The 23,092-nt window shown below is 67.9% G+C and carries 27 protein-coding genes, 1 tRNA gene and 2 pseudogenes; 24 read left to right on the top strand and 6 right to left on the bottom strand.

Annotated features, from left to right (window positions below):
* Nucleotides 1–401: 401 nt before the first annotated feature.
* The 3 genes from K9S39_RS19645 to K9S39_RS19635 form a co-directional block, all read right to left on the bottom strand.
* Nucleotides 402–1,130: a nucleotidyltransferase family protein gene (locus K9S39_RS19645; RefSeq protein ID WP_248864676.1), complete on the bottom strand. Its 729-nt coding sequence runs from the start codon at nt 1,128–1,130 to the stop codon at nt 402–404.
* A 30-nt stretch (nt 1,131–1,160) separates the two neighbouring features.
* A complete protein-coding gene (locus tag K9S39_RS19640; protein WP_248864675.1) occupies nt 1,161–1,616 on the bottom strand; it encodes a hypothetical protein in 456 nt (151 codons plus the stop codon).
* Between the two features lie 470 nt (nt 1,617–2,086).
* A complete protein-coding gene (locus K9S39_RS19635) occupies nt 2,087–3,223 on the bottom strand; it encodes an ABC transporter ATP-binding protein (RefSeq protein WP_248864674.1) in 1,137 nt (378 codons plus the stop codon).
* Nucleotides 3,224–3,402: 179 nt separating this feature from the next.
* On the opposite strand from K9S39_RS19635, the gene K9S39_RS19630 reads away from it, so the two are divergent.
* Nucleotides 3,403–3,476 (top strand) — tRNA-Thr (locus tag K9S39_RS19630).
* Between the two features lie 95 nt (nt 3,477–3,571).
* On the opposite strand, the gene K9S39_RS19625 is transcribed toward K9S39_RS19630, so the two are convergent.
* Complete coding sequence (locus K9S39_RS19625; protein WP_248864673.1) at nt 3,572–5,227, bottom strand: tyrosine-type recombinase/integrase; 1,656 nt, start codon at nt 5,225–5,227, stop codon at nt 3,572–3,574.
* A 138-nt stretch (nt 5,228–5,365) separates the two neighbouring features.
* Between K9S39_RS19625 and K9S39_RS19620 the strand changes: the two genes are divergently transcribed.
* The 5 genes and pseudogenes from K9S39_RS19620 (at nt 5,366) to K9S39_RS19605 (ending at nt 8,965) form a co-directional block, all read left to right on the top strand.
* Nucleotides 5,366–5,599 carry a DNA-binding protein gene (locus tag K9S39_RS19620; protein ID WP_248864672.1) on the top strand — a complete coding sequence of 78 codons (234 nt, stop codon included), beginning with the start codon at nt 5,366–5,368 and terminating at the stop codon, nt 5,597–5,599.
* 307 nt (nt 5,600–5,906) lie between these two features.
* Nucleotides 5,907–6,104: pseudogene (locus tag K9S39_RS43010) on the top strand (recombinase family protein); the annotation flags it as partial.
* 3 nt (nt 6,105–6,107) lie between these two features.
* On the top strand, nt 6,108–6,866 hold the full coding sequence (locus K9S39_RS19615) for a zinc ribbon domain-containing protein (RefSeq protein WP_248864671.1): 759 nt from the start codon (nt 6,108–6,110) through the stop codon (nt 6,864–6,866).
* Between the two features lie 252 nt (nt 6,867–7,118).
* Nucleotides 7,119–7,211: pseudogene (locus tag K9S39_RS19610) on the top strand (EamA family transporter); the annotation flags it as partial.
* A 26-nt stretch (nt 7,212–7,237) separates the two neighbouring features.
* On the top strand, nt 7,238–8,965 hold the full coding sequence (locus K9S39_RS19605) for an immunity 49 family protein (RefSeq protein WP_248864670.1): 1,728 nt from the start codon (nt 7,238–7,240) through the stop codon (nt 8,963–8,965).
* 15 nt (nt 8,966–8,980) lie between these two features.
* Here the strand turns inward: K9S39_RS19605 and K9S39_RS19600 are convergent, their stop codons facing one another.
* Nucleotides 8,981–9,793, bottom strand: coding sequence for a helix-turn-helix domain-containing protein (locus K9S39_RS19600; RefSeq protein ID WP_248864669.1), 813 nt, complete (start codon nt 9,791–9,793; stop codon nt 8,981–8,983).
* A 358-nt stretch (nt 9,794–10,151) separates the two neighbouring features.
* Between K9S39_RS19600 and K9S39_RS19595 the strand changes: the two genes are divergently transcribed.
* The 18 genes from K9S39_RS19595 to K9S39_RS19510 all read left to right on the top strand — a co-directional run bounded on the left by K9S39_RS19595 (nt 10,152) and on the right by K9S39_RS19510 (nt 21,478).
* Nucleotides 10,152–10,856, top strand: a complete 705-nt coding sequence (locus K9S39_RS19595) for a beta-ketoacyl-ACP reductase (protein WP_248864668.1) — start codon at nt 10,152–10,154, stop codon at nt 10,854–10,856.
* A 313-nt stretch (nt 10,857–11,169) separates the two neighbouring features.
* Nucleotides 11,170–11,349, top strand: coding sequence for a hypothetical protein (locus tag K9S39_RS19590; protein ID WP_248864667.1), 180 nt, complete (start codon nt 11,170–11,172; stop codon nt 11,347–11,349).
* 152 nt (nt 11,350–11,501) lie between these two features.
* Nucleotides 11,502–12,506, top strand: a complete 1,005-nt coding sequence (locus tag K9S39_RS19585; RefSeq protein ID WP_248864666.1) for a ParB/RepB/Spo0J family partition protein — start codon at nt 11,502–11,504, stop codon at nt 12,504–12,506.
* A gap of 117 nt (nt 12,507–12,623) precedes the next feature.
* Entirely contained in the window at nt 12,624–12,950 is a 327-nt protein-coding gene (locus K9S39_RS19580; RefSeq protein ID WP_248864665.1) for a hypothetical protein, read from the top strand.
* Entirely contained in the window at nt 12,947–13,171 is a 225-nt protein-coding gene (locus tag K9S39_RS19575) for a hypothetical protein (protein ID WP_248864664.1), read from the top strand. Before K9S39_RS19580 ends, K9S39_RS19575 begins: the two co-directional genes overlap by 4 nt.
* 28 nt (nt 13,172–13,199) lie before the next feature.
* Nucleotides 13,200–13,559 carry a hypothetical protein gene (locus K9S39_RS19570; RefSeq protein ID WP_248864663.1) on the top strand — a complete coding sequence of 120 codons (360 nt, stop codon included), beginning with the start codon at nt 13,200–13,202 and terminating at the stop codon, nt 13,557–13,559.
* 32 nt (nt 13,560–13,591) lie between these two features.
* Nucleotides 13,592–14,470 carry a hypothetical protein gene (locus K9S39_RS19565; protein WP_248864662.1) on the top strand — a complete coding sequence of 293 codons (879 nt, stop codon included), beginning with the start codon at nt 13,592–13,594 and terminating at the stop codon, nt 14,468–14,470.
* A 232-nt stretch (nt 14,471–14,702) separates the two neighbouring features.
* Nucleotides 14,703–15,212, top strand: coding sequence for a hypothetical protein (locus K9S39_RS19560; RefSeq protein ID WP_248864661.1), 510 nt, complete (start codon nt 14,703–14,705; stop codon nt 15,210–15,212).
* A gap of 119 nt (nt 15,213–15,331) precedes the next feature.
* Nucleotides 15,332–15,574 (top strand): hypothetical protein, encoded by a 243-nt coding sequence (locus tag K9S39_RS19555; RefSeq protein ID WP_248864660.1) that lies wholly within the window; start codon nt 15,332–15,334, stop codon nt 15,572–15,574.
* A 34-nt stretch (nt 15,575–15,608) separates the two neighbouring features.
* A complete protein-coding gene (locus tag K9S39_RS19550; protein ID WP_248864659.1) occupies nt 15,609–15,875 on the top strand; it encodes a hypothetical protein in 267 nt (88 codons plus the stop codon).
* A gap of 19 nt (nt 15,876–15,894) precedes the next feature.
* Nucleotides 15,895–16,083: a hypothetical protein gene (locus K9S39_RS19545; RefSeq protein WP_248864658.1), complete on the top strand. Its 189-nt coding sequence runs from the start codon at nt 15,895–15,897 to the stop codon at nt 16,081–16,083.
* 208 nt (nt 16,084–16,291) lie between these two features.
* Nucleotides 16,292–16,552 (top strand): hypothetical protein, encoded by a 261-nt coding sequence (locus K9S39_RS19540; protein ID WP_248864657.1) that lies wholly within the window; start codon nt 16,292–16,294, stop codon nt 16,550–16,552.
* Nucleotides 16,549–16,869 (top strand): VRR-NUC domain-containing protein, encoded by a 321-nt coding sequence (locus K9S39_RS19535; protein WP_248864656.1) that lies wholly within the window; start codon nt 16,549–16,551, stop codon nt 16,867–16,869. Before K9S39_RS19540 ends, K9S39_RS19535 begins: the two co-directional genes overlap by 4 nt.
* Before the next feature lie 152 nt (nt 16,870–17,021).
* A complete protein-coding gene (locus K9S39_RS19530) occupies nt 17,022–17,240 on the top strand; it encodes a hypothetical protein (protein WP_248864655.1) in 219 nt (72 codons plus the stop codon).
* Nucleotides 17,240–17,521 (top strand): hypothetical protein, encoded by a 282-nt coding sequence (locus K9S39_RS19525; protein ID WP_248864654.1) that lies wholly within the window; start codon nt 17,240–17,242, stop codon nt 17,519–17,521. The genes K9S39_RS19530 and K9S39_RS19525 overlap by 1 nt, the downstream gene beginning before the upstream one ends.
* Before the next feature lie 738 nt (nt 17,522–18,259).
* Nucleotides 18,260–18,529, top strand: coding sequence for a hypothetical protein (locus K9S39_RS19520; protein WP_248864653.1), 270 nt, complete (start codon nt 18,260–18,262; stop codon nt 18,527–18,529).
* Between the two features lie 94 nt (nt 18,530–18,623).
* On the top strand, nt 18,624–19,295 hold the full coding sequence (locus tag K9S39_RS19515; protein ID WP_248864652.1) for an ABC transporter ATP-binding protein: 672 nt from the start codon (nt 18,624–18,626) through the stop codon (nt 19,293–19,295).
* Nucleotides 19,292–21,478 (top strand): hypothetical protein, encoded by a 2,187-nt coding sequence (locus K9S39_RS19510; protein WP_248864651.1) that lies wholly within the window; start codon nt 19,292–19,294, stop codon nt 21,476–21,478. The genes K9S39_RS19515 and K9S39_RS19510 overlap by 4 nt, the downstream gene beginning before the upstream one ends.
* Before the next feature lie 135 nt (nt 21,479–21,613).
* Here the strand turns inward: K9S39_RS19510 and K9S39_RS19505 are convergent, their stop codons facing one another.
* Complete coding sequence (locus tag K9S39_RS19505; protein ID WP_248864650.1) at nt 21,614–22,879, bottom strand: IS701 family transposase; 1,266 nt, start codon at nt 22,877–22,879, stop codon at nt 21,614–21,616.
* Nucleotides 22,880–23,092: the final 213 nt, after the last annotated feature.

The following is a 23,092-nucleotide window of genomic DNA, read 5'->3' as shown; positions in this document are numbered from 1 at the left end:
TTGCTGGGGTGGGGCGGTTCCAGACCGGGCTCTATGCTCGCTGGCGCGCTGGTTCAAGACCGCGCCCACGGCCCGCTGGGGACGGCCGGTTCTGGACGGCCCAACGCGCCCCTGGGGCGCGTCTCAGCGCCCTCTGACCGCAGGCTCAACCCCATCCCGCCGGCGCCCCCAATCCCCTCTCCAGCGGCGACGGCTCACCCGCTCCGCTGGTGACGCCTCAACGCCCTTCCAGCGGCGACGGCTCAACGCCCTCCACCGGCGACGCTCACTCCTGCCACCGGCGAGGCTCAATGCCCTCCACCGGCGACGCTCACTCCTGCCACCGGCGAGGCTCAATGCCCTCCACCGGCGAGGCTCAATGCCCTCCACCGGCGAGGCTCAATGCCCTCCACCGGCGAGGCTCAACGCCCCTCCGCCCCCAGCTCCTTCGCCGCCTCGGTGAGGTCCTTGGCCGTGTCGATGGCGCGCCAGTAGGCCCCGTGCGGGAGCGGATAGCCGGCGAGTCGGCGTTCCCGGGCGAGGCGGGGGAAGGTCGTGCGCTCATGGTCGCCGCGGGTGGGCAGCAGATCCGTGAAGGCGGCGGAGAAGACGTAGACGCCCGCGTTGATGAGATACGGCGAGGGCGGCGACTCGATGAAGTCCAGCACGTGCCCGAACGCGTCGGTCTCGACGGCGCCCCACGGGATGCGCGGGCGGGCCAGCGCGAGGGTGGCCGCGGCATCGCGTTCATGGTGGAAGGCGGCCATCTCGCGGAGCGGGAAGCGGGTCCAGATGTCACCGTTGGCGGCGTACCAGGGCTCTTCCGGGCGGGGGAGGGATGCGGCGGCGTGCTTGAGGCCGCCGCCGCGGCCCAGCGGTTCTGTCTCGACAACTGTCGTGACGTGCAGAGGTAGTTGGGCCTGACCCAGCCAGTCCTGGAGGATCTCGGCGAGGTGGCCGCAGGAGACGACGGCGTCGGTGACGCCTTCCTCTGCCAGCCAGTTCAGCTGATGGCCGATGATCGGGGTTCCGGTGCCGGGAATCTCGACCATCGGCTTGGGTCGGTCATCGGTATAGGGGCGGAGACGTGAGCCCTGGCCGCCGGCCAGGACCACGGCCTGCGTGGGGTGCGGATGCGGGGCATCGGTCATGTTTCGCACCCTATGCGGTGCGAGCCGGATTCACTGGGCGGCGGCGACGCCGCTGGCGAAGGAGGTGTCGCACACCGGGCGGGACCATTTCTGGGCGCGGTGGGCGGCCCCTCCGTACTTGTGGACCGCGGCGCGCCCGAGGTCGCGGGCGATGGCGGCACAGTACTTGGCCAGGGAGGGCCGCTCGGTGACGGCCGTCTGGAGAGCGGTCAGGGCAACACCGGGATTCTTCTCCTGGAGTTCGGCGAGGAGGTGCTGGCGGAGCTCGGCCTGGGGGGTTCGGGGGGCGGCTTTGGTGGAAGCCTTCCCGGACGACGAGGTCGAGGTCGAGGTCGAGGTCGAGGACGCGGATGCGGTCAGCGCCTGGGAGTCCGTGGTCGTCGATGCCCACGGGACGCGGGTGACCGCGAGAGTCCCGGAGAGGACGAGGACGACGGGGAGTACGAGGGCGAGAGTTCGGCCGATGCGGCGGGCTGCGGAGTTCACGGTCGCGATGGTAGCGAGGGGTGATGATTTGGCGACATTTGGTCACCATATCGGGGGACGGAATGGCCCGTCGGTGCGGTTGTGATGTTGACGCACTGGTGCGAATAGTCGGAAATGTGTGAATGGTCTGAATTGTTCCGATATGGGGCATTTCTTGGAGACTTGGGTGGATTGCGGACGTGAACGGGGTTCTGGCGGGCCCGGGGGACGCCGGCCGGGATCGGCCGAGACTCCGGGGCCCGGGTGCCCCGGCCACCCGTCGGGGCTTCGGGGGCGCGGCAGGGGACGCGGCAGGGGTGCGGAGCGACGTACAGCGCGCCCCGCACCCCTGCCTACCGTCGGGTCGGCGGCCCGTAGATCCAATTCGTAGATCCGCCGACCCTTTGAACCTCAGCCCTTTGAACCTCAGCCCTTTGAACCTCAGCCCTTGAACCTCAGCCCTTGAGTCCCTCAGGTCCCCTCAGGGCCCGTCAGTCCGAGAGCCGCTCGCCCGTGGACATCGAGAACACATGGGCCTCGCCCGGCCGCGGCACGACGTGCAGCTGGGTGCCCTTCTCCGGGACCTGGCGGCCGCTGACCCGGACGACCAGGTCCTTCGGCTCGCCGCCGACCTCGACGGTGCCGTAGACATAGCCGTCGGCGCCGAGCTCCTCGACGACATTGACGGTCACGGCCAGACCGGCCGGTGCGTCCGCCGTCTCCCTGGACAGCGACTTCACGGCGGCGCCGTCCTGCTCGACGATCTCGAAGTGCTCCGGGCGCACGCCGACGGTCACCGTCCGGTCGCCCTTCTCGCTCGCGGCGGTCAGCGCCTCGCGGTTCACCGGGACGACGCTGTTGCCGAACTTCACGCCGCCGTCGGTGATCGGTACCTCGATGAGATTCATCGCGGGCGAGCCGATGAAGCCGGCGACGAAGAGGTTCGCCGGGCGGTCGTACATGTTCCGCGGTGAGTCGATCTGCTGCAGCAGACCGTCCTTGAGGACGGCGACGCGGTCCCCCATGGTCATGGCTTCGACCTGGTCGTGGGTGACGTAGACGGTCGTGATGCCCAGGCGGCGCTGCAGGCCCGCGATCTGCGTACGGGTCTGCACACGGAGCTTGGCGTCCAGGTTGGACAGCGGCTCGTCCATGAGGAAGACCTGCGGCTCCCGGACGATGGCCCGGCCCATGGCCACCCGCTGGCGCTGACCACCGGACAGCGCCTTCGGCTTGCGCCCCAGGTACTCCGTAAGGTCCAGGATCTTGGCCGCGTCCTCGACCTTCTGCCGGATCTCGGCCTTGTTGACCCCCGCGATCTTGAGTGCGAAGCCCATGTTGTCGGCGACCGTCATATGCGGGTACAGCGCGTAGTTCTGGAACACCATCGCGATGTCCCGGTCCTTGGGCGGCAGGTGGGTGACATCGCGGTCCCCGATGCGGATGGCACCGCCGTCGACGTCCTCCAGCCCCGCGAGCATGCGCAGCGAGGTGGACTTGCCGCAGCCGGAGGGGCCGACGAGAACGAGGAATTCACCGTCCTCGATGGCGATGTCGAGCTTGTCGACGGCGGGCTTGTCGGCACCCGGGTAGATGCGGGTTGCCTGGTCATACGTGACCGTAGCCATGGTGATGGGTCCCTTCACCGGCAGGAACGTGCCGGACGATCCGAGTAAAGGAGTGGTGTAGTCCACACTGGCGGGACTGTTCGTGACGCTACCCGGGTGGGGACCGGAAGTCAGTAGTGTGTGGGTCACGAAAATATGGGACCGGCATCCGGCGCGCCTGGGTACACTTCTCCAGGCACGCCTCCTTAGCTCAGCTGGTCAGAGCACCGCTCTTGTAAAGCGAAGGTCGTCGGTTCGAATCCGACAGGGGGCTCTTGCCTGACCAGGCAAAATGCAATGGAAAGCCCCCTCGGAGTCATCTCCGAGGGGGCTTTTTCATGGCCCGGGGGACAAACGGGGGACAGCCCGTCAGGCGGCGTCGGCGCCGTCATCAAGGGGGACAGAGGGCAAAACAACGTAGAGATGGCGGCCGTCTCCGGCGCTCTGGTCAAGCTCTCTGACCTCTGTGGGCGCAGCTGGTTCCTCCTCTGCGGCGACAGCCGGCGTCTCCGGGTCGGCGGGCTGCTCGGCGGTGCTGCGGCGCGGCACGAGCCCGACTGGGGCGTTGGCTGCCGCCTGCTCGAACTGCGGCATCAGTGAGGTGTACGTGTCGGCGGTGAGCTGGTAGCTGCTGTGGCCGAGCAGGGCCTGGATGGCCTTCATGGACAGGCCGGCAGCGAGGCTGAGGGACGCGGCGCAGTGCCGCAGGTCGTGAAGCCGGATGGGAGGCAGGCCGAGGCGCTTGATGAACCGCTCGAAGGCCTGGGAGACGTTGTCGGGGTGCCACGGGCTTCCGTCGGCCTGGGTGAAGACCTTGCCGGAGTCGATGTAAGGGCCGTACTTGTCGGGGTTGTCGCGGTGCTTCTCTTCCCACTCGGCGCGTTGGGCTTTCTGCACTTCGCGCCAGGCGGTCAGGAGGGCGAAAGTCGCGGAGTCGAGGGTGAGGCTGCGTTTGCCTGCGCGGCTCTTGGGGGTGTCCTCCCACACCTCGTAGGCAGAGCCGGTGACCAGTTGCTCGACGATCTTGGCTACGCCCCGGGTCATGTCGACTTCGGTCCAGGGCAGGCCTGATGCTTCACCGCGGCGGGGCGCGCGGAACACCATGAGGTGCCACATGACGTACATGGGGTGGTCGACTGCGGCGTCGAGGAACTCGCCGGTCTGTTCGGGGGTCCACACCATGACGGGGCTGGGCTTCTCGCCGGTGAGCTTCCAGCGGGCGACGCGTTCGTCTGTCCAGACGAGGGCTTCGGGGCGCTCGTACTTGGGGAGGGTGACGTTCTTCGCCCAGTTCTCGGTGATCAGCTTCTCGGTGACCGCGTCGTCGAGGGCTGCGGCGAGGGTGTTCTTGTACTTCTTCTGTGTGCCAGGGCCGGTGTCCCGGCGGGGCTTGGTGCGAGCTTCCTTGAGGGCAGCTTTGGCTGCGTCCCACCGCTGCCGGAAGTGCTGGGGCCGGGGCTTGGGAGCCTGCTTCCATGCCCGGTAGGCGTCGTCGCATTCGGCTTTGGCCTGCTGAGCGGCAAGGCGGTTGGTTTCCTTGACCTTGTTGAACGCCCAGACCTTCTTGAACATCTCCTGGATGTGGCGCTCTCGGAGTTCGCGCATGGTGAGGTGGCCGAGGGCGGGTATGAAGATGCGGTCGATGTAGTCGCGGTAGTCGTCGCGGGTGCCGCGCTTGAGGTCGACGCGCTTGTCCATCCAGCGGTTGAGGTAGGCGGCGACGGTCTCCTTGGAGTCGACGTCGATGCCGTCGTGCGCCTCGTCCCAGATCTTTTGCGCTTCCTCCTTGGCCTTCTTGGAGGTGCTGTGGCCTCCTTTGCGGGGGCGCCGCCGCTCTCCTCCGGGGCCGTCGGGGAGGTTGAGGTAGTAGTACCAAGAGCCGTGGTCGCGCTTCTTCAACTGCGGGCATGCAGAGCCGAGTTCGCGGACCTTGGGTTTGCCTCTCGCGTCGAGGACAGGTTGGCCTTGGTCGTCGAGCTTCGGCTCGGTGCACTTGCATCGCCGGTAGATGCTGCCGTCGAACACGCTGGGCCCCCTGGTTTGGGCTGGATCATCCGTACGTGTCCTGATCTTGCTGTAGCGAAGGAGACGCTTCCTTGGCCGTCGTATGCTTCCGGTCAGGTGGCGCGGGGAAGAGGGATGTGACCACCTATGACCTCATCTGTGACTACCTCTGGCGTGCCGGCCCGTGCGCGGGGCGGGATGTCGATTGAGGAGCTGCGGTCGCTGCCTGCTGCGGTGAGCGTGGCGACGGCTGCGCGTGCGTTCGGGATCGGCACCGACAAGGCGTATGCGCTGATCAAGGCGGAGAAGTTCCCGGCGAAGACGATCCCGGTGGGCGAGACCCAGAAGGTTGCGACGTTGAGCCTGTGGGAGGCGTTGGGAGTGCCTGCGTGAGGTGATGCGTTGCGCCCTATGGGCTCGGCTCGCTGTCCCTCGAGGGTGGCTGGTCGGGCCCTTTTGCGCGGGTCAGGGATGCGTGGTGCGCATTATTGCTTGAGGTTGTTTACATCTCGACGGTTGCAGTGATGTGCGCCACACGTCGGCTTCGGGTTGGCCTTGTGACGTGCATAAACGCCTTTCCGCCTGCTACCTGCGCACCCTCAAAGTCATGCCGACCATGCAGTCCAGATATCGTGACCTATTACGGAGGTAAGTGATCGCTAATGGGCAGGCGATCACGCTCCCGATCGGACGGAGACTCATGGCACGGCTGTCGGGCTACCAAAGCCGCGGGGTGCTGCACCCTGAGGAGGCCGGGGCCCTACGGAAGGCCACGTCGCGACTGTTCGCTGGGCAGAACAAGGCAGAGACATGCCGCTGGATGAACCGCGAGGGCTATCGCACCACGTTCGGGAATGAGTGGGTTCCCGAGGTGCTGACCCGGGTGCTCAGCCACCCGCGCATGGCCGGTCTGGACAGCGACGGCAATCCGATCGAAGACTTCGGCGCGACAGTCCTGACGCCGGATGAATACCGGCGCGTGCTGGCGCTGTTCGCGGAGCAGCGGAGCCAACAGCCCGAAGCGCGGGAGGCGTTCGAGTACCTGCTGACCGATGGTGTGGCGGAGTGCGGCAGTTGCAAGCACGCGATGGTGGGGACGCGGGTGACCGGCGACGCCGACCCGTCCTACCGTTGCCCGCCGCCACGCGCCAGGCAGCCTTCGTGTGGACGAGTCCGGATGAATGCCGACCGGCTCGAAGACTCGGTGACCGAGGAGGTGCTTGCTGAGCTTCTGCGCCCGGGCGCTCAGGAGCACCTGGCGCGGCTGCTGGCTGACATCCAGGCGGAAGCGGAGCGCCTCAAGGAGCACATCGCCGGAGCCGAGAAGCGGTTCGAGGAGCTGCGCAACATGCGCGACGTGCTCGTGGAAGCCGCGTACGCCGCCGCGGAGAAGGCCACGAAGGGCGACCTGCGCCAGTCGCGCAATCGGCTGCGGTTCCTGGAGCAGATGGCGGATCTCCCGGTCGAGGGCGTCACGAACCTCGTGGAGTGGTGGAATTCAGCGCCACGCTCCTCGCAGCGCGCCCTGGTCTGTGTGGAGATCGTCAAGGTACGAGTGCTGGCAGTCGGCCGCGGCAAGCACCGCGATCCGAGCGAGCGGATTGAGATCGACTGGCGCAAGCCGTCCATCTCTCCTTCAGCGTCGGCCGCCCGACGCTGAAGGCACCGGCAGACGGGGGCTCCCGGACCAGGTTGGACCCCACCCTGCGGTCAGCGCATGGTTCGGCATGGACGACTCGCCCTGGCCCAGAGGTCGCAGGGGTGCGGGCTGGCCTTCCTGGGGCTCAGAAGCTGTGAAGAGCCCCCAAGCCCCCCGGAACCGCCCGGGGCGGTCGGCCGCGGTGGACCGTTGGGTCCACCCTGTTCAGGCCGTGATCACTTACGCGTTGCGCTACTCACAGACGTTGAGGAGGCGCCCTTCTTCAAGGAACGCTTCGGCGCGCCCCGGATCGCCGCCGTGGGGCTATTGGTGGTCGGGATAGGTCTGATGCTGCACGCGGGGTAGCTGACCGGGCCTAATAGAGTTGCCGGGTGACCCAACACCACGCACCCGACGCCCACTTGCCCATGCTCACCGTGCCGCAGGCCGAACGCCTGCGAAATCTGGCGGCCGACTACTTCCTAGCCCGGGACGGCACTCGCCCGACGATCGGGGGAGGGGCCGTCGAGCGTGGCGGGCGCCTCAGCCCGCTGACGGCGCTGGCGCAGCGGTGCCGCACCGTGGCGGAGCGGCACTGGCCGGAGCTGGTCGCCGAGCACTTCGCCCGACTGGAGAGTGCATCCCAGGGCGATGAGGGTGCGGCAGAGCTGCTGCGGCAGACGTATCTGCGCCTCCTGCCGGCCGACGCCTTCCCCGCGGACGCCGCCGGCCATTTCCGTTACGCCCGGCCGGTGGCCGAGGACCTCGTCGCGGCCCTGGCGCTGGACACGCCCACCTCCATACGGCTCCTGAACGACGCCGACGTGGCCCGCGCCGGCCTCGATGAGCTGTGGGCGGCGGGCCGGGCGAACCTGCTGGGCGAACCGGTGGAGCACGTGGAGGTGCGCGGGCCGTCGGGCGCGCTGCTGCACTCAGTCAGCGGCGCGTCCCACTTCATCGCGAGCAAGGCGCTCATGCTGCCCGAACTGGCCCAGGTCGTCACCGGCCGGGAGCTGCCGGAGGCCGGGGCGCTCGTCGCGGTTCCGACCCGGCACCTGCTGGCGTTCCATCCGATCGTGGACGGCACCCTGGCGGACGCGGTCAACGAGCTGGGCACCTACGCCCTCGGCGCCTACGAGGACGGCCCCGGCTCGCTCACCCCCAGGCTGTACTGGTGGCACCAGTCACGCCTGGTCTGCCTCACGGTCTTCGACCACGAGAACCGCTCCTTGTCCGTGCAGCCGCCGCAGGAGCTGCTGGAGATGATGAAGACACTGCGCGGGGAGCAGGAGACCGCCGTCGGAAGCTCGGCGGCCGATGTTGAGCAACTGGCGTGTGTGGTAGGCGAGTTCACCGAGCGGCTGGAACAGGATCCGGGCAGCCTCGGCGACGCCTTTGCGGCGGCCCTGACGGTTGCCCACGCCCGCTGCGCGGACGACCCCGACGCCGCGATGCTGGAGACCTGGGAGAGCTGGGTCACCGCCATGCAGGTCGGCTCCGCAATGTTCGCCACCACCCTCGCCCGGGAGGGCATCGTGGAGTGCCGGGTCGGTGACCGCATGCTGGCCCTGCCCGCCACCGGCCCCGCGCCGTACGCCGACGCCCGCGCCTGGCTCGACGCTTTCTGGCTCGCCCTCGTCTGCCGCGAGACCGACCGGCTGACGCGCCTGAGCCAGGTTCCGCTGGACGACCTGCGCCGGGCGAGCAATCAGGACGACTACGTCTTCCACTGGATCGACACCCTGCAAAGCCACTGGCTGCGCCAGCCCATGGATGACATCGTCCCCAAGCTGCTTGCCACCATGGAGACGTCCCACCCGCACGTGGCGACCCGCACCCCGAAGGACTTCCTGGACCTGGTCGACTACCAGCCCGTCGCCCTCTGCCACCGGCTCATCACCAACGACCACGCCGCCTTCGCCGAAGCCTTCACCGAGGCGCTCGCCCACCACGACCGCTACTGGAACGGCTCGACGAACGATCCGCGCGGCCGCGTGGCCCTGGGCCCCCTCGCGATGGCGTGTCTCGCCCACGACTGGGACTTCCCCATCGACACCGCGTCGCCGTACCTGCCGAAGTACCTGCTCAACCGGGAGTGGTGCGGGGAGTTCCCGACCTGAGATCGGGGGGCCGCATCAGCTCGCCAGGGTGTGAGCCTCGGCCGCGGGAACGACGCACATGAACCGCTGGCTGTAGTCGCTGAGCGGGGCGTAGGCGCGGAAGACGACTTCGAACTCCTCGTCGCCGTGGCCGGGCAGGTACAGCCAGCGCCGGTCGCCGTCGGGGTGGGTGACGGACGTCAGGTCTTCTTCGAGGATTCTGCGCGCCACCTTGTCGCGCTCCTTGATCTGGGCGATGACTTCGGCCAGGCGCCGGTTGTCCGGGTGCGCGTCTGCGCGCAGTCGCAGCTGGGAGGCCATCGGCTTGGCCCAGTCCTCTTCCCAGTTGATGAGCTGTAGGCGGGCTTCGGGGAAGGCCAGGGCCCAGATCATGATGTTGATGCCGTGCTTCATCCACGGCCAGTCGCGTTCGCTCGCCTCGTTGTAGAGGAGCACGTCCCAGGCGAAGTCCGAGATGTATGCCGGCCAGGGCTGGACCCGGATGAGAGCTGCGGTCGACGGGTCCAGGTTCGAAGCGTCCGGACGGTACAGCAGCGGAGGCTCCTGGCCGGTGGCGTAGACGAACAGCGTGTGGCGCTGGGCGGGGTCGAGGTCAAGTATTCGAACGATGCGCTGCAGCCACTCCACCGACGGGTTCTTAGCCCGGCCGTGCTCCAGCTCACGCACCCAGGTAGTGGAGACCCCGGTGAGCTGGGCCAACTCCACCTGTTTGATCCCGGGCTTGGTCCTGGGGCCGAACCGGGCGGTGAAGCCCGGCACCTGGTTGGGGTCGCGCTGGGCGCGCCACGCCTTCAGGAAACGGCCAATCGGTGGCAGAGCTGCTGACATCCGCGCATTACTCCATCTTTAGTAAGTAAACGTATAGGAAAGACTTAGGGGACCTTAATGCCTTCGTGATAGATCGCGAACTTCGCCCCCCGTTGCCCACCTCACATGAAAGATGCCCATATACGGACACGTTGGGTCAAGTTGGGGGGTGGAGTGTCAGCGTGTGGCGCAAGTCGCGGTTGCGGCCGCTTTCGAGCCATGGCGACGTGGCCGAAATAACTGACCGACCAGTGCAAAGTAATGGGGTCTTAACGGATCCCTAACGGGATGTTCCAGACGAACCGCCTTCGCGGCTCGGCGCAACCCGCCTTGCCACGGGCGGCCTTGCACCGACGAGTCCCGAGAGGTGACACCCCCTATGAGCCGCAGCGTCTTCATCACCGGTGGCAACCGAGGCATCGGTTTCGAGATAGCCAAGGCCATGGCAGAGGCCGGGGACAGGGTCGCGATCACCTACCGCTCGGGGGAGCCTCCAGCCGGGTTCCTCGCGGTTCAGTGCGACATCACCGACCCTGAGCAGGTCGAACTGGCGTACAAGCGGATCGAGGAAGAGCACGGCCCGGTCGAGGTCCTGGTGGCGAACGCGGGCATCACCCGCGACGCCCTGCTGCTGCGCATGTCGGAGGAGGACTTCGCCGACGTCATCAACACCAACCTCACCGCCGCCTACCGGGTCGCCAAGCGAGCCAGCCGCGGCATGCTGCGCGCCCGCTCCGGCCGCCTGATCTTCATCTCCTCCGCCGTCGCCATGCTCGGCGAGGCAGGCCAGTCCAACTACGCGGCCGCCAAGGCCGGACTGATCGGCTTCTCCCGCTCCCTGGCCCGCGAGCTCGGCTCCCGCGGCATCACCTCCAACGTCGTCGCACCGGGCCTCACCGCCACCGACATGACCGCGGTCCTCACGGAAGAGCGCACGAAGGCACTCCTGGCGCAGATCCCCCTCGGCACTGCCGCACGGCCCGAGGACATCGCGGCCGCCGTCCGTTTCCTCGCCAGTGACGAGGCGTCGTACATCACCGGCGCGGTGCTGCCCGTCGACGGCGGAGTGGGCATGGGGCACTGAGCCCACGGCCCCAGGCGCCCGGAAGTACAGCCGTCCGATGCGGCTGGCGGGGGCCGGACCCTGGGGCCGGCGGCTGCGCCGCATACGGGCAGCCGCCATTGCGCAGGGCCGGACACGGGACCGGTCCTGACGTCACGAAGGGGCGGAAGTGATTGATGCGCAGCGCATCATGGCGCTCGCGAAACTGCCCAGTCCGAAAGGGACGGGCACCGACCACACAGACGGCGTGGGAATCATCCGCACACTCAGCGGTCTTCACCGCGAACCGAACCAGGCGGCGAGGCCGATTCTTTGGAGCAGTGGGCTGTGTGCGATGCAGCCGCTGGAGACAGGGGACGACGGGGCGCTGATCACGGCCGAGGACGCGGTGCGGGTCTGTTCCGTGTGCCCCATCCGGAGCGACTGCGGCACAGCCGTACCGGCGGGCGCGCCCGCCGAAGTCCAGCGGTGGCGCGAGCGGGCGGACGGGGGCGGCCACCCGCTTGCGCCGTGAATGACTAACTGACTTGTGGGCGCTGGGAGCAACCCGGCGCCCACAGGTGTTTCCGCATTTCAGAGCCCTCTATCGGGCGTGGTCGAGGTCACTTCACGGGGGTTGTTCGGGAGTGGACACCCCCCTAATGAAGAGTAGAATTTAGATACAAGGTGAGGGCAAGGGAACTCACCAACTACCTCTTGGAGCCCACAGTGCAGCGCGTCCTCAAGATGTCCCAGGTCCACCGCAACCCGCGCCAGCCGCGCGAGCACTTCGACCAGGACGCGCTGAACGAACTCGCCACATCCATCGACAAGTACGGCCTCATGCAGGCCATCGAGGTCCGCCCCGACAACGACAAGGGCGGATACGAGATCGTCGCCGGGGAGCGCCGCTGGCGCGCCCACCAGATCCTCGGCCGCACCAAGATCCGCGCGACGATCACTTCGGAGAAGAGCGAGATCCAGCGGTTCAAGCGGTCGATGTCGGAGAACGTCACCCGCGAGGACATGACGCCGTTTGAGGAGGCACACGGCTACCAGCGCATCCTCGACGAGGAAGAGGGCGCGACCATCGAGTCCGTGGCCGCCGACTTCTCCAAGACCACCACCTACGTCAAGCTGCGCCTCGCCCTCCTCGATCTGCGCATCGAGGTCCAAGAGCTTGTGCAGGACGGGAAGATCGGCACGCAGGCGGCCGTGCAGATAGCCTCGCTCAACCTCGCCAACCAGGGTTCAGTCCTGAGCAAGTTCGTGCGCGGCGAGTTCGCCTCGGACAACGAGATCGTGCACTTCGCCTACGCGATGAAGCAGCAGCAGGACCAGGCCGTGCTGATGATCGTCGAGGAGATGACGGAGGAGCAGCGCACCGAACGCACCGTCGCGCAGAAGAAGACCCGCACGACGCTCGACAAGATCGAGCAGGTCCGTGGGCTGCTCGACGAGATCGCCCGCACCGAGCCGATGAAGCTCGCCGAGATGCTCGACGGTCAGGTCGGGGCACGCCTGGAGCAGCTCGACCGGGTTGCCGAGTCGCTGACCAAGGCGCGCTTCCAGCTCAAGCAGGCCAAGGCGCACGCCGAGGCCAGGTCGCTGGTCACGGTCAACCCGGAGGCCGAGGCGGACAGCAACGTCGAGCAGTCGGACAACGCGGAGCGCGAGCCCGTCGCGGTCTGACAGCCGCAGTCGCCGGGTGCGCGGGCGAATCCCGCCCGCGCACCCGATCCACAGAGGGCCGGACGCACCGACCGGCCCTTCCTTCTCTTCGCCACACCCCCAGGAGACAGCTCCGTCATGCGCTACACCGCGCCCCTCACCCCAGCCCAGGCCGAGCAGCTCGGCAAGGACGTCGGCATGATCGTCGCCTTCGCCGCCAAGGCCCTCAACCACATGCACGGCGTGGACATCGACCGCCTCATGAACGCCTTCACGTCCTCCAACGCCCTGGACGTCACCGCGGCCCGCTACTTGAAGGCCCTCGAGGAAGGCCACCGGCCGGGAGAGGCCGCAGGCCGGGCCGGTACCGCCCTCATCCTCGACTGGGCGGACGCGGTCCTCGAAGCCAGCGGAACGAGGCAGCCGGACACGCCGTCGGCCCCGGCCACCGAGTCGACTCAGTGAGTGCCGAGGCCGGCAAGGACTGGACGGGAATGGGCCGAGCCGACTTCGACGACACGGCCCCCAACCAACTGCCGGTACCCGCAGGCCCCGCACGGATCCCGGCCCTGCCCGACCGGTTCGGCACCGAGGCCCTGTTCGGCGAGCCGACTCCCGGCCCGCGGCCTCGCCCCGGGCGTCCTCTCGCGCCGGCCGATGTCGACGGCCAAGACGAACTCTTCTGAAACACCACGCCTTCTCGGAGGAACCACCGTGAGCAACACCATCGAAACCCTGATCAGCGATGTCCGTACCGCCCTGCACCAACAGCGCATCTGGTCACACGCGCCGGACAAGGACCGCCCAGGCTGGCATGCCCAGCCCACCGTGGTCGACGGCCTGCCCGCCGTGACCCTGACGTGGCGCGGCGTGAAGGTCCCCGCCTACCACGCCCACATGGCCGAGCTCAGTGCCGGATCCGTGGCCGCAGGATGGCTCGTCCAGCTGGAACGACGTCTGGAGCGGGACTTCATCGTGGGGCGGCTCTTCGAGGAGCGCCCCCACACCCGGCCCGGCCGCGCCCTCGTCGCTCTCGCCATCTTCCATCCCGGCGCAGAGCAGACCGGCCGCTGAGTCTCACATCTCCTGCACCGTAAGGACTTTCCATGCCGATCTACCTGCCCGGGCCGTCCCCGACACGTCCAGCCGACGGAAAGGGCTTCAACCGCCTCACCTTGAACGCCCACATTTGGGCGGGCGGCGCGCAGTGCGCGCTGATGCCGAAGTCGTACCCAACCCTGTTCGAGAGCTACGACACCCGGCGCGCCCGGTGGGGCGGCTTCGGGGACTGCATCCGGCAAGAGGGAGACTGCGGCACCTGCCCGGTCCTCGCCGAACTGGAGACCTCCACCGAGCAGGTCACCTTCAACAGCCCGCGGGTACTGGTGCGCATCGAGACCACCATCAGCCAGGGCGCGATGTTCAACGCCACGCCAGTCACCACGCTCTGGGTGACCGACCAGCCCGATGATCCGGACTACCGCAGCAACGGGCAGAAATGGACCTGGCGGCGGATCCAGCGCCTGGAGGACTGGGAGCTCGGCCGACGGTACCGCGACGAGATCGGTGAGGGCTTCTGGCTTCACCGCACCGCGCACGCGGCCCCGCCGCACGTCGAGGTCCGGACCAAGGTCCACGGGACGTTCACCCGGCATGCGTTCTTCGTAGACCAGACCAGGGCTGCCCTGCTCACCTGTTACGGCCAATGCCTCCACAGCGACGGAAGGTTGCTGAACGTGATCGGGCACCACACCCCCGAGAAGGCGAATGACGGTGTCCTGTCGCTGCACTCGTGGCAGCTCAGCCTTCCGAGCGACACCGGCCGTGGCCGCCACTTGGTGCTTGGGGCGAACTGGGGTGCCTGCAGCGTCACTTTGATGGCGGGCCGAGAGACCCTGGCACGGCTGTCGTTCAGCGGATCAACGTGGACACCAGAGCAGATCTACGGTGCGGCCGCCGCTCTCCTCTCGCACACCGAGGGCTGACGTCGTGGCGACCTACACCCCGCCGCGCCCGTTCTTCCTGCCGGACACGCATCTGCCCAACTCAGTTACGACACCCTGGACATGCCGCTCCTGTGCCGGCGCCTGGCCGTGCGAAACGGCCAGCGCGTACCTCACGCCGGGCACCTGCCAGTGCGGTTCCCCGACGTACTGGGAGAGGGACGGTCCGCGCCATTGGCACTGCGGCCCCACCTGCCACAGCCATGCCGACCTGATGGCCGCGCTCGCCGAGGAGCTGCACCAGTACCACCAGGCGCATCCGCACTACCCGCCCGAGCGGCCCGCGCCGCCGCGGCGCAAGCGACGGCAGCGTCCGCCGTACGCTCACGTCCCTCGCGGGCCCGGCGATATCCGTCCGGGAACCTGGCTGTGGGTGAAGCCTGGTGGCCTTCACCCGGCGTGGGGAGACATGCACCGCCTGGCGATGCTCACCCGCCTCGGCAGCCCGCACTGCGAGGTGTGGCTGGACGACACCACGATGCACCGGGTCAAGCCGCATCTGCTGATCCTGGAACGCACGAGCAGCGTGAGTGCCGCCCGTGCGGCCGGGGTCACCACCTTCGTCGAGAGGGTGGGGCTGTGCCCTTGGCCGCTGCTTCCGGAATGGCAGTGGCTGAGCTGGAGCGTGGCCGAGCACCTCGCACGCATTGAAGCCGAGGGCCCCGCGCACCGGCTTGATCCGGTGCAGGAGAGCTTGTTCTCGGTCCCAACCGACCGCGCCTGACCTGCCGTTACCGTGCCCGAGGGCACATCGGGGAGCTGGACACCCCCCTAAATAAGAGTAGAATTTAGATACGGGCCAGCGGGGCGGGCAGTTCCGGCCAACGACCGAGAAGGAGCATCATGCTCACCACTCCGACCGTCATCGACGCCTACGAGACGCTCGGCATCACCGCCCCCGAGTGCGACGAGTGCGAAGGGGTGGGCGCGGTGACTTACTTCCACGGACCGTACGAACGAGAGCGGGAATGCGACCGCTGCCACGGCATCGGCCGCAGCCTCCCTTGCCCGCACTGCACCGACGGCACCCAGCCCGGCACGGGCGAGACCTGTGCAACCTGCGACGGGTACGGCTCGCTCTGCTAACCCGAGATAGGTCACAACTGATAGGAGATTGATCGTGGATCTTGGAGACTCCCTCGCCCGGCAGGCCCTCACCACGGGCATGCGCGTCACACCTGCCGCAGCACCGCCCGGCATTACCCGCCTGGCCGTCACGCTGCCCGACGGCAGCATCCAGCACTTCGAACGCGCCACGGCCGGCGGCCCGGAGGACTGGCGCGCCACCGACTTCGAAAGCACGGGCGGAGGCTGCGCCTTCAACGAGCCCATCACGTCCCAATGGGGCTGCGGCCTCGACGCCTTCACCCCCGTAACTGCCCGCTGACCAGCAAGGAGACACTGGCGTGAGCCTTGAGAAGCGCACCCCCGTTACCCCCGCCAAGCCCGTCCCCGCGGGCAAGCTCCGCCTGTTCGGACAGGTGGTCAGCCATGCCACCGACCCGATCACTGGCGCAGATCTCAACATGGTCCGGTGGGACGGCGCACTGAAGGCCCTCCCATATGACGACGACGAGCTGGCCATCGTCGACTGAGCACCTCCTAAATAGGTCGCGATACAAAACCGTGCTAGGTTCTTGATCGTTGTCAGGCCCAGGCACGGCCCGACCACACACCCGACTTCTGGACGGGCAGCGACCCCCCGCGCCCCGCCCGCCCAGAACGGCTCGCCGGATGCGAGCCACCCCTCCGGCCGGGACCCGCACCCCACTGCGGGTCCCGGCCCGCCCATGGAGACCCCAGATGCCTGCTGGAAACACCGGATGCGACGACGACCTGTACGAAGCACTCATCGCCGAGCGATACGGACGGCCGATGAGCGAACTCCTCCAGGAGCAGACCCGGCGCCCCCTGCCGGAACTCCTCAAGGAGCGACACCGGCGCCCGGCACCCACACCCCCGCGGCGAATACGAATGCCGCTGGCACCGGACCCCGAAGGCGCCGCGCACTACGCAGCCCTCGAAGCGGCAATCGCCCCCAGGCCGCGCCGGAGGACCGCGTGACCGAGGAGCAGTTCCGCCGGCACGTCCGCCAGCTCGCCGCCCTCCGCGGCTGGGCCCTCGCGTACCACACCCACAACTCCCGGCGCAGCGACGCCGGATGGCCCGACGAGGTCTACGGACACCCCAAGGCCAACCGAATCCTGTTCGCCGAACTCAAGACGAACACCGGGCGCATACGCCCCGCCCAACGCGACTGGCTCAGACACCTCGCCGCCTGCGGCCTCGAAACCGCCCTGTGGAGACCACGAGACCTCGGTCTCATCGTCGCCACACTCGCCCCCAACGGACCCCGCGCCCACCTCCCCCACGACCTTTGACCAGGAGTCACCCGTACAGTGACCAGCCGCGACCACACCCCCGACACCCCACCGGCGCCCGGTTCAATCTGGTGCGCCAGCTGCGACAGCTGGTTCAACGTGATCACCAACACCTGCCGCTGCAACAACCGCTGACCCCGAAGGCAAACACCGTGGCTCACACCGACCGCCCCGACACCGCACCGGCCAGCACACCGGACCCGGACCGGCCGGCTGCGGGCCTGGGCCAGGAACAGGCACTCGCCGAGATCGCAGAACTCGCCAACGGCCTGTGCGAACACCTCACCGACGAGCAGTGGCGTACTGCCGAATGCATCCGCCACCTTGCCGAATCCGCACTCACCTCCAGCACCCGGAACGGAGCCTCCTGATGCACGCACACTTCGACACGCTGCCCGCCCCGCGCCGCAGCGAGGAGGCCTTCAACACCGCTGACGCCCTTCGCGCCCGCCGAGGCGACTGGGCGCACATCGACACCCACGACAACGTCAACCGTGCCTCCAACCAGAGCCACCGGATCCGCAGGGGCAAGCTCGTCGCCTTCCGCCCAGCCGGCGCCTTCGAGGCCAAAGCCATCAGCGCCAAGGACGGGACGGCAGAAGTGTGGGCGCGCTACATCGGCCCCTCCACGAAGTCAGGCACGCCCGCCTGAAGCAACACAGCACGGAAAACACCTGGACAGGCAGGTAAGGTTGCATACGAAGCCCTGCGGCACCCCCCGTCCGCAGGGCTTCGTCACGCGTTCAGGACTGCCGAACGCCCTCAGCCGCGGTGATCACGTCATCAATGTTCCAGCTATACCTGATGGCGCGCGGTGAAGCCTGGCGAGGGAAGAGTCGCTGCGCTATCCCGAAGCCCCCCACCGCGAGATGCTGGCTTCGGCTCGGCATCGGTTTTCCGTACGGAATATTGCAGGGCTGCTTGTTCAGGCCAAGTACTTGGAGATCTCGCCGCGGCTGGCAGGTGAACGGAGTACATCGCTCCAGGCTGCGGCATGAGCCCCGGGAAGGCTGAGCTTTCCCTTGCGAGGTCTGGGCCAGAGGAGTCCACACACAGGGAACGCATGACGGTTGGCTTTCCCCAGGCCGAGGGCGGCCGATGCGGATGTTGGTCGGGAGTGCATCCTTCCGTTTCATGATCTATGCAGGAACAAGGTCGGTATCCGGAGAAATATGCCACTCTGCTAATTCGATGGCTTGAAGGTGACTTCATCGCCCCTTCGCCAACTGTAAAGATCGTCAGCGTTCATCACCCCACGATCACTGTCAGTGGGGGTCTGCGCGACAACGGGAGGCGTTTCATGAAGAGAGCCGGCAAGTTAGTGTCACGGGCAGCTGTGGTGATCGCGGGGGTCGCCGTAGCGGCAGGGTCCACTACCGCGTTCGCGGACATGGACCGGTACACGTCTGGTGCGCACGCGTGGCGTACGGCGGGCGGGTCTCAAGTCGGCCTGCAGGACACCAAGGGCGACGGCGACTCCGTAAAGGCTGAGTACAACCGCGGCTACCCGAGCAAGGAGCTGTACACGCTGTGGAATCACAGCGGGCAGGGCACCAAGGTCTACAGCAACAAGGGCGGAAAGGTGTGGGACATGCGAGTCTGCACCGAGATCGACAAGTGGCCCGACGACTGCTCCAACTGGTGGAGCGACGACCACTAAGCCATAACGGCCCGCTGTGACTTCGCGCTGCCCGGGACGCTTTTCACCCCGGGCAGCGCACTGCTGACTTCTCTTCTCCTGAAAGGCCGATGGCGTGTCGGATGCGTTGCCCCTTGAAGTCCGTGAGCTGGGGTACGAGGTCGGGGGCCGACGTCTGCTCGACGGGCTCGAACTTGCCGTGAGCGGCGGCGAGTCCGTTGCCGTCATGGGCCCTTCCGGTTCAGGGAAGAGCACGCTTCTCTCGATCCTCCTCGGCCTTGTCCGACCTGACGTTGGATCGGTCCTGGTCGCTGGACGCGATGTTGTCGCTTTGCGGGGGCGTCGCCTGGCAGAGCACCGTAGAAAGCACGTGGGGATGGTCTTCCAATTCGGGGAATTGCTGCCCGAGCTCTCTCCGATGGAGAACGTGGCGTTGGCCGCCCTGCTGGACGGCGTGGACCGCGACCGCGCCTATGACGACAGCCGGAAGCTCCTGGATGAACTCGGTGTACCTGTCACCGACACCGCGACCAGTGAGCTGTCCGGCGGCGAGCGTCAACGAGTAGCCGTGGCACGGGCGTTGATCGGCAGCCCCGCCCTACTCCTGGCGGACGAGCCCACTGGCGCGCTGGACGAAACCTCACGCGACCATGTCGCCGAGACGCTGTTCGCCGTACCGGCCGCGCGCGGGTGCGGACTGCTCGTCGTCACCCATGACCCCGCTGTGGCAAACCGGGCCGACCGCGTCATGCACCTGGAACAAGGCGCCCTGGCAGGTGCCCGATGAAGCGCGGCAGCATCCGCCACATGCTGCGCATCGGCGGGGCGGCCGGGCGGACCGCCGAGGGTGGCAGGGCTCGCTTCTGGGCGTTGCTGGCCGCTACAGCGATCGTGGCCGTGACGCTCTGCTCGCTGTCCGCCACGGCCGCGACCTGGCAGCGCCGCGAGCAACGCGGGGCGGCGCGTGTACCTGTCCTTGCCGGTCACGGGCAGCAGGGCTCGGCTCTGTGGAGCCGGTACTGGGACAGCTACCAGGGGCGCCAGTTCACCGTGGTCGTCATCGCCCCGTTGGCCGCGGATGCGCCCCTGCCGCCTGGAGTGCCGCGCTGGCCAGGACCTGGCGAAGTGTTCTTGTCGCCGGCCCTGGCCGAGGGTCCCACCAGTGAGGACTTCGCCCACCGGTACGGGACCAGTGTCGGAACGATCTCGGACGAGGGACTGGCATCACCGGGCGAACGGCTGGCTTACGTCCGCCCCACCACGGCGATGCTGGGCACGGCCCGGATGGAGAAGATCACCGGGTACGGAGGCGCCGGTCCGGCCTTCGGTGACCTGCGGGTCATCGGCCCCCAGTCGTCGATGCTGGCCATCATCGGCGTACTGCTCGGTCTTCCTGCTCTGGGGCTCGCGGCAGCAGCGGCCAGAATGGGCGCTGCCGGACGGGACCGCCGCGATGCTCTGCTGCACACCCTCGGTGCCGGGCGGGCGGCACGCGCCTGGATGGACATCGGCGCTGCGATCCGGCCCGTCTGCATCGGGGCAGTTGTCGCCGCCCTGCTCACCGCTCCTTTCCTGCTGGTGGACGTGCAGCTGCCGTGGATCGACTACACGCTGTACGCGCCGGACCTGCGCCGCGTCGGCGCGACGCTGGCGGCTGCCATCGCCGCTTCCGTAGTGCTGATGCTCGGGCTCGTCCTCCTGTTACGGCCCGCCGCCGCACGCAAGGGAGCATCCACCAGGCCCCGCACAGCGGGCAGCGGTCTGCTACGCCTCCTGGCCCTGGGATCCTGTCCTGCCTTTCTCGTCCTGGCGCTGACGTCGAAGTCCTTCGGCGCGCAACGCTCCGCAGCGGCTTATCTGTTCGCAGTCGTCGGAGTGTGGGTGACGCTTCCCTGTGTGATCGGCTGGGCCGCGTCACACATCAGCCGCCGCGCCTCAAAGTCGCTTCACCACAGCGGCGCCCCCGCGCGCCTGATCGCCGCCCGCACCACCGCCGCCCGACCTGGAATGGTGGTCCGACTGGTCGCCGCAATGATCATCGCCATCGGCGTCATCGGGCAGACCCAGATCATCACCAGCCTCCTGTTCGCCCGCTCCGGGGACGAGGAACAGCTGAACTCCGCGCAAGGCCGGACCATGGCACTCGTGCAAACGTCGGCACCACGACTCACCGACGCCTTCGCCGCCGCACTTCCCAAGGGGGCGCACGCAGTCGCCATCGGCACAGGGAACATCCAGTCCGACGGTTCCAGCGCCAGCCGTGTCCTCCAAGCACCTTGCAGCAGCCTCCGCGCCCTGCAACTGCCCTGCCCCGCCCCCGGGCAGGAGGCCAACGTGCCGTACGGGGCCCTCGACAAGCGCCTACGCGTCTCCGGCTACCAGACCTTCGGCGAAACCCCCGCAGCTGTCCGCACCGGCCCGGTCAGCGCCATCAACTCTGCCGCAGGTCTGCAGGCCGTAGTCTTCACCGAGATCGACAAACCCATGGACATCCCGGCCGTCAAACGCGCCGCCCATCTCTACCTGAGCGTGAAAGCCCTCACCGAGCCGGTAGCTGAAGACGGAGCCAAGTCTTTCGCCGTCGGCTACCAGTCCCGCTGGATTACCTTCCTCGGCACCATCGGCACACTCGTTCTACTCACTGCCATGGCACTCGCCGCGCTCTCAGAATTCCTGCAGTTCGCCCAAACACTCGCCCCACTCACCGTGCTCACCGGACGCGGCCAGGTATTCCACACCACAGCCTTCTGGTGTCTGGGAGCCCCGCTTCTGGGAGCCGGTGCCATCGGCACCTTCGTTCACGTCGTCCTGGTCCAGCCCGTCACCGGAGGAGAAAGCGGAGCAACCCTGTCCTGGAACCTCATCACGGCCGTCCTGACAGCAACGGCCCTCCTCGCCGCAGCCGCAACAGCGGCGGGCGGTTCCACAGCCGCACGACGTGCACTGACGTGGCGGCCCCGAGCTGACTGACCCCAAGGACGGCTGAATCCCTAGTAGGGCTTGGTCAGGTTGGTGTGGGTGTGGGTATGTCGCGGTGACAGGTGGGGCAGGCGCCGGCCCAGACCGCGAGGAGCGTCTGTAACTCGCGGACTACCTGGTAGAGGCTCAGGCCGGCGCCGTTTCTTTTGGGGCTCGGGCCAGTCGCTGGAGGGTGCAGAAGGCGTGGGCGGCGGAGACGAGGGTGACGTGGTGGTGCCAGCCGTTCCAGGTGCGGCCCTCGAAGTGGGCCAGGCCCAGGGCCTGTTTCATCTCGCGGTAGTCATGCTCGATGCGCCACCGCAGCTTCGCCAGCCGCACGAGTGTGGTGAGCGGGGTATCGGAGGGCAGGTTGGAGAGCCAGAACTGGACTGGTCCTTCCTGGTCGGCAGGCCATTCGGCCAGCAGCCAGCACGCGGGCAGGTCGGGCCCGTTGACCGCCTTGCGGATCTCCCGTCCGGCGGGCCGGACGCGCAACGCGACGAAGCGGGAGTACATGCGCTTGAACCCGCTGCGGCCGGTGCCGGGCCGGGAGCCCTCGCGCCATTGCACAGGCCGGGCTGTCATCCGTCCGGCCTCGATGACGAGCTCTTTCACGCTCCTGGGCGGATCAGGATAGGCGGCCACCGGGCGGCGGCCCCGCCCGCTGTAGGGCGGGGTGTGCGGCTGTGCGTCTTCCGGCTGGGCGGTCACGGTGGTGGAGATGCCCACCACGTAGTGCAGTCCGCGTTCTTCCAGGCCGAGCCGGAAGGCGGCGGTGTCCCCGTATCCGCCGTCGGCGACGGCCAGCGGTACGTCCAGGCCCCACGACCGCGTCTCGTCGACCATGTCCAGGGCCAGCTGCCACTTCTCGACATGGCCGATGTCGGCGGGAATGCCGCACTTCACGCGGCAGCCGACCTTGGCGGGATCGGCCTTCGGCGAGCCTGGGTCCCAGGTCTCCGGGAGGAACAGGCGCCAGTCGACCGCGGCCGAAGCATGGTCGGCGGCCAGGTGCAGCGAGACGCCGGCCTGGCAGTTGGTTACCTTGCCCGCGGTGCCGGTGTACTGCCGCGACACGCACGCCGACGCCTCTCCATCCTTGAGAAACCCTGTGTCATCGATGATCAACGCGGCCGGCCCGATGGCGTGCTGCATCCTCCAGGCGAGCCGGGCTCGCACATGGGCCGGGTCCCACGGGCTGGAGGTGATGAAGTGGGCCAGAGCCTGCCGGTTCCCGTCCTCACCAAGCCGGGCGGCCATCGGCTCGACCGACTTGCGCCCGCCGCCCGTCAGCAGCCCGCGCAGATACACCGATCCCCACCGACGCTGATCCGCACGCGCGAACGGCTCGAACACATCCGCCGCGAAATCCTCCAGATCACACCGGACCGCAGCCAACTCCTCAGGCGTCACAACCGATCAACGCAACAACCGATCATCTGGACACGCCACCGACAACTGCACCTGACCAAGCCCTACTAGTGCATTGCACGGCACTCTACGCCGACGACCACGCAGCGAGCCTGGCGTGGTGTCCAAGCTTGTCGAGTCCGCGGCTCCCAGCAGGGCACCACCCGGCACTCTCAGGCCACCGCCGCAACCCCGTGGTTGGATCAAGTAGCCTGT

The sequence above is a fragment of the Streptomyces halobius genome (assembly GCF_023277745.1).
GTDB classification, from domain to species: Bacteria; Actinomycetota; Actinomycetes; order Streptomycetales; family Streptomycetaceae; genus Streptomyces; species Streptomyces halobius.
Note: the sequence above shows the minus strand (reverse complement) of the source record. Positions and strands in the feature narration are given on the sequence as shown.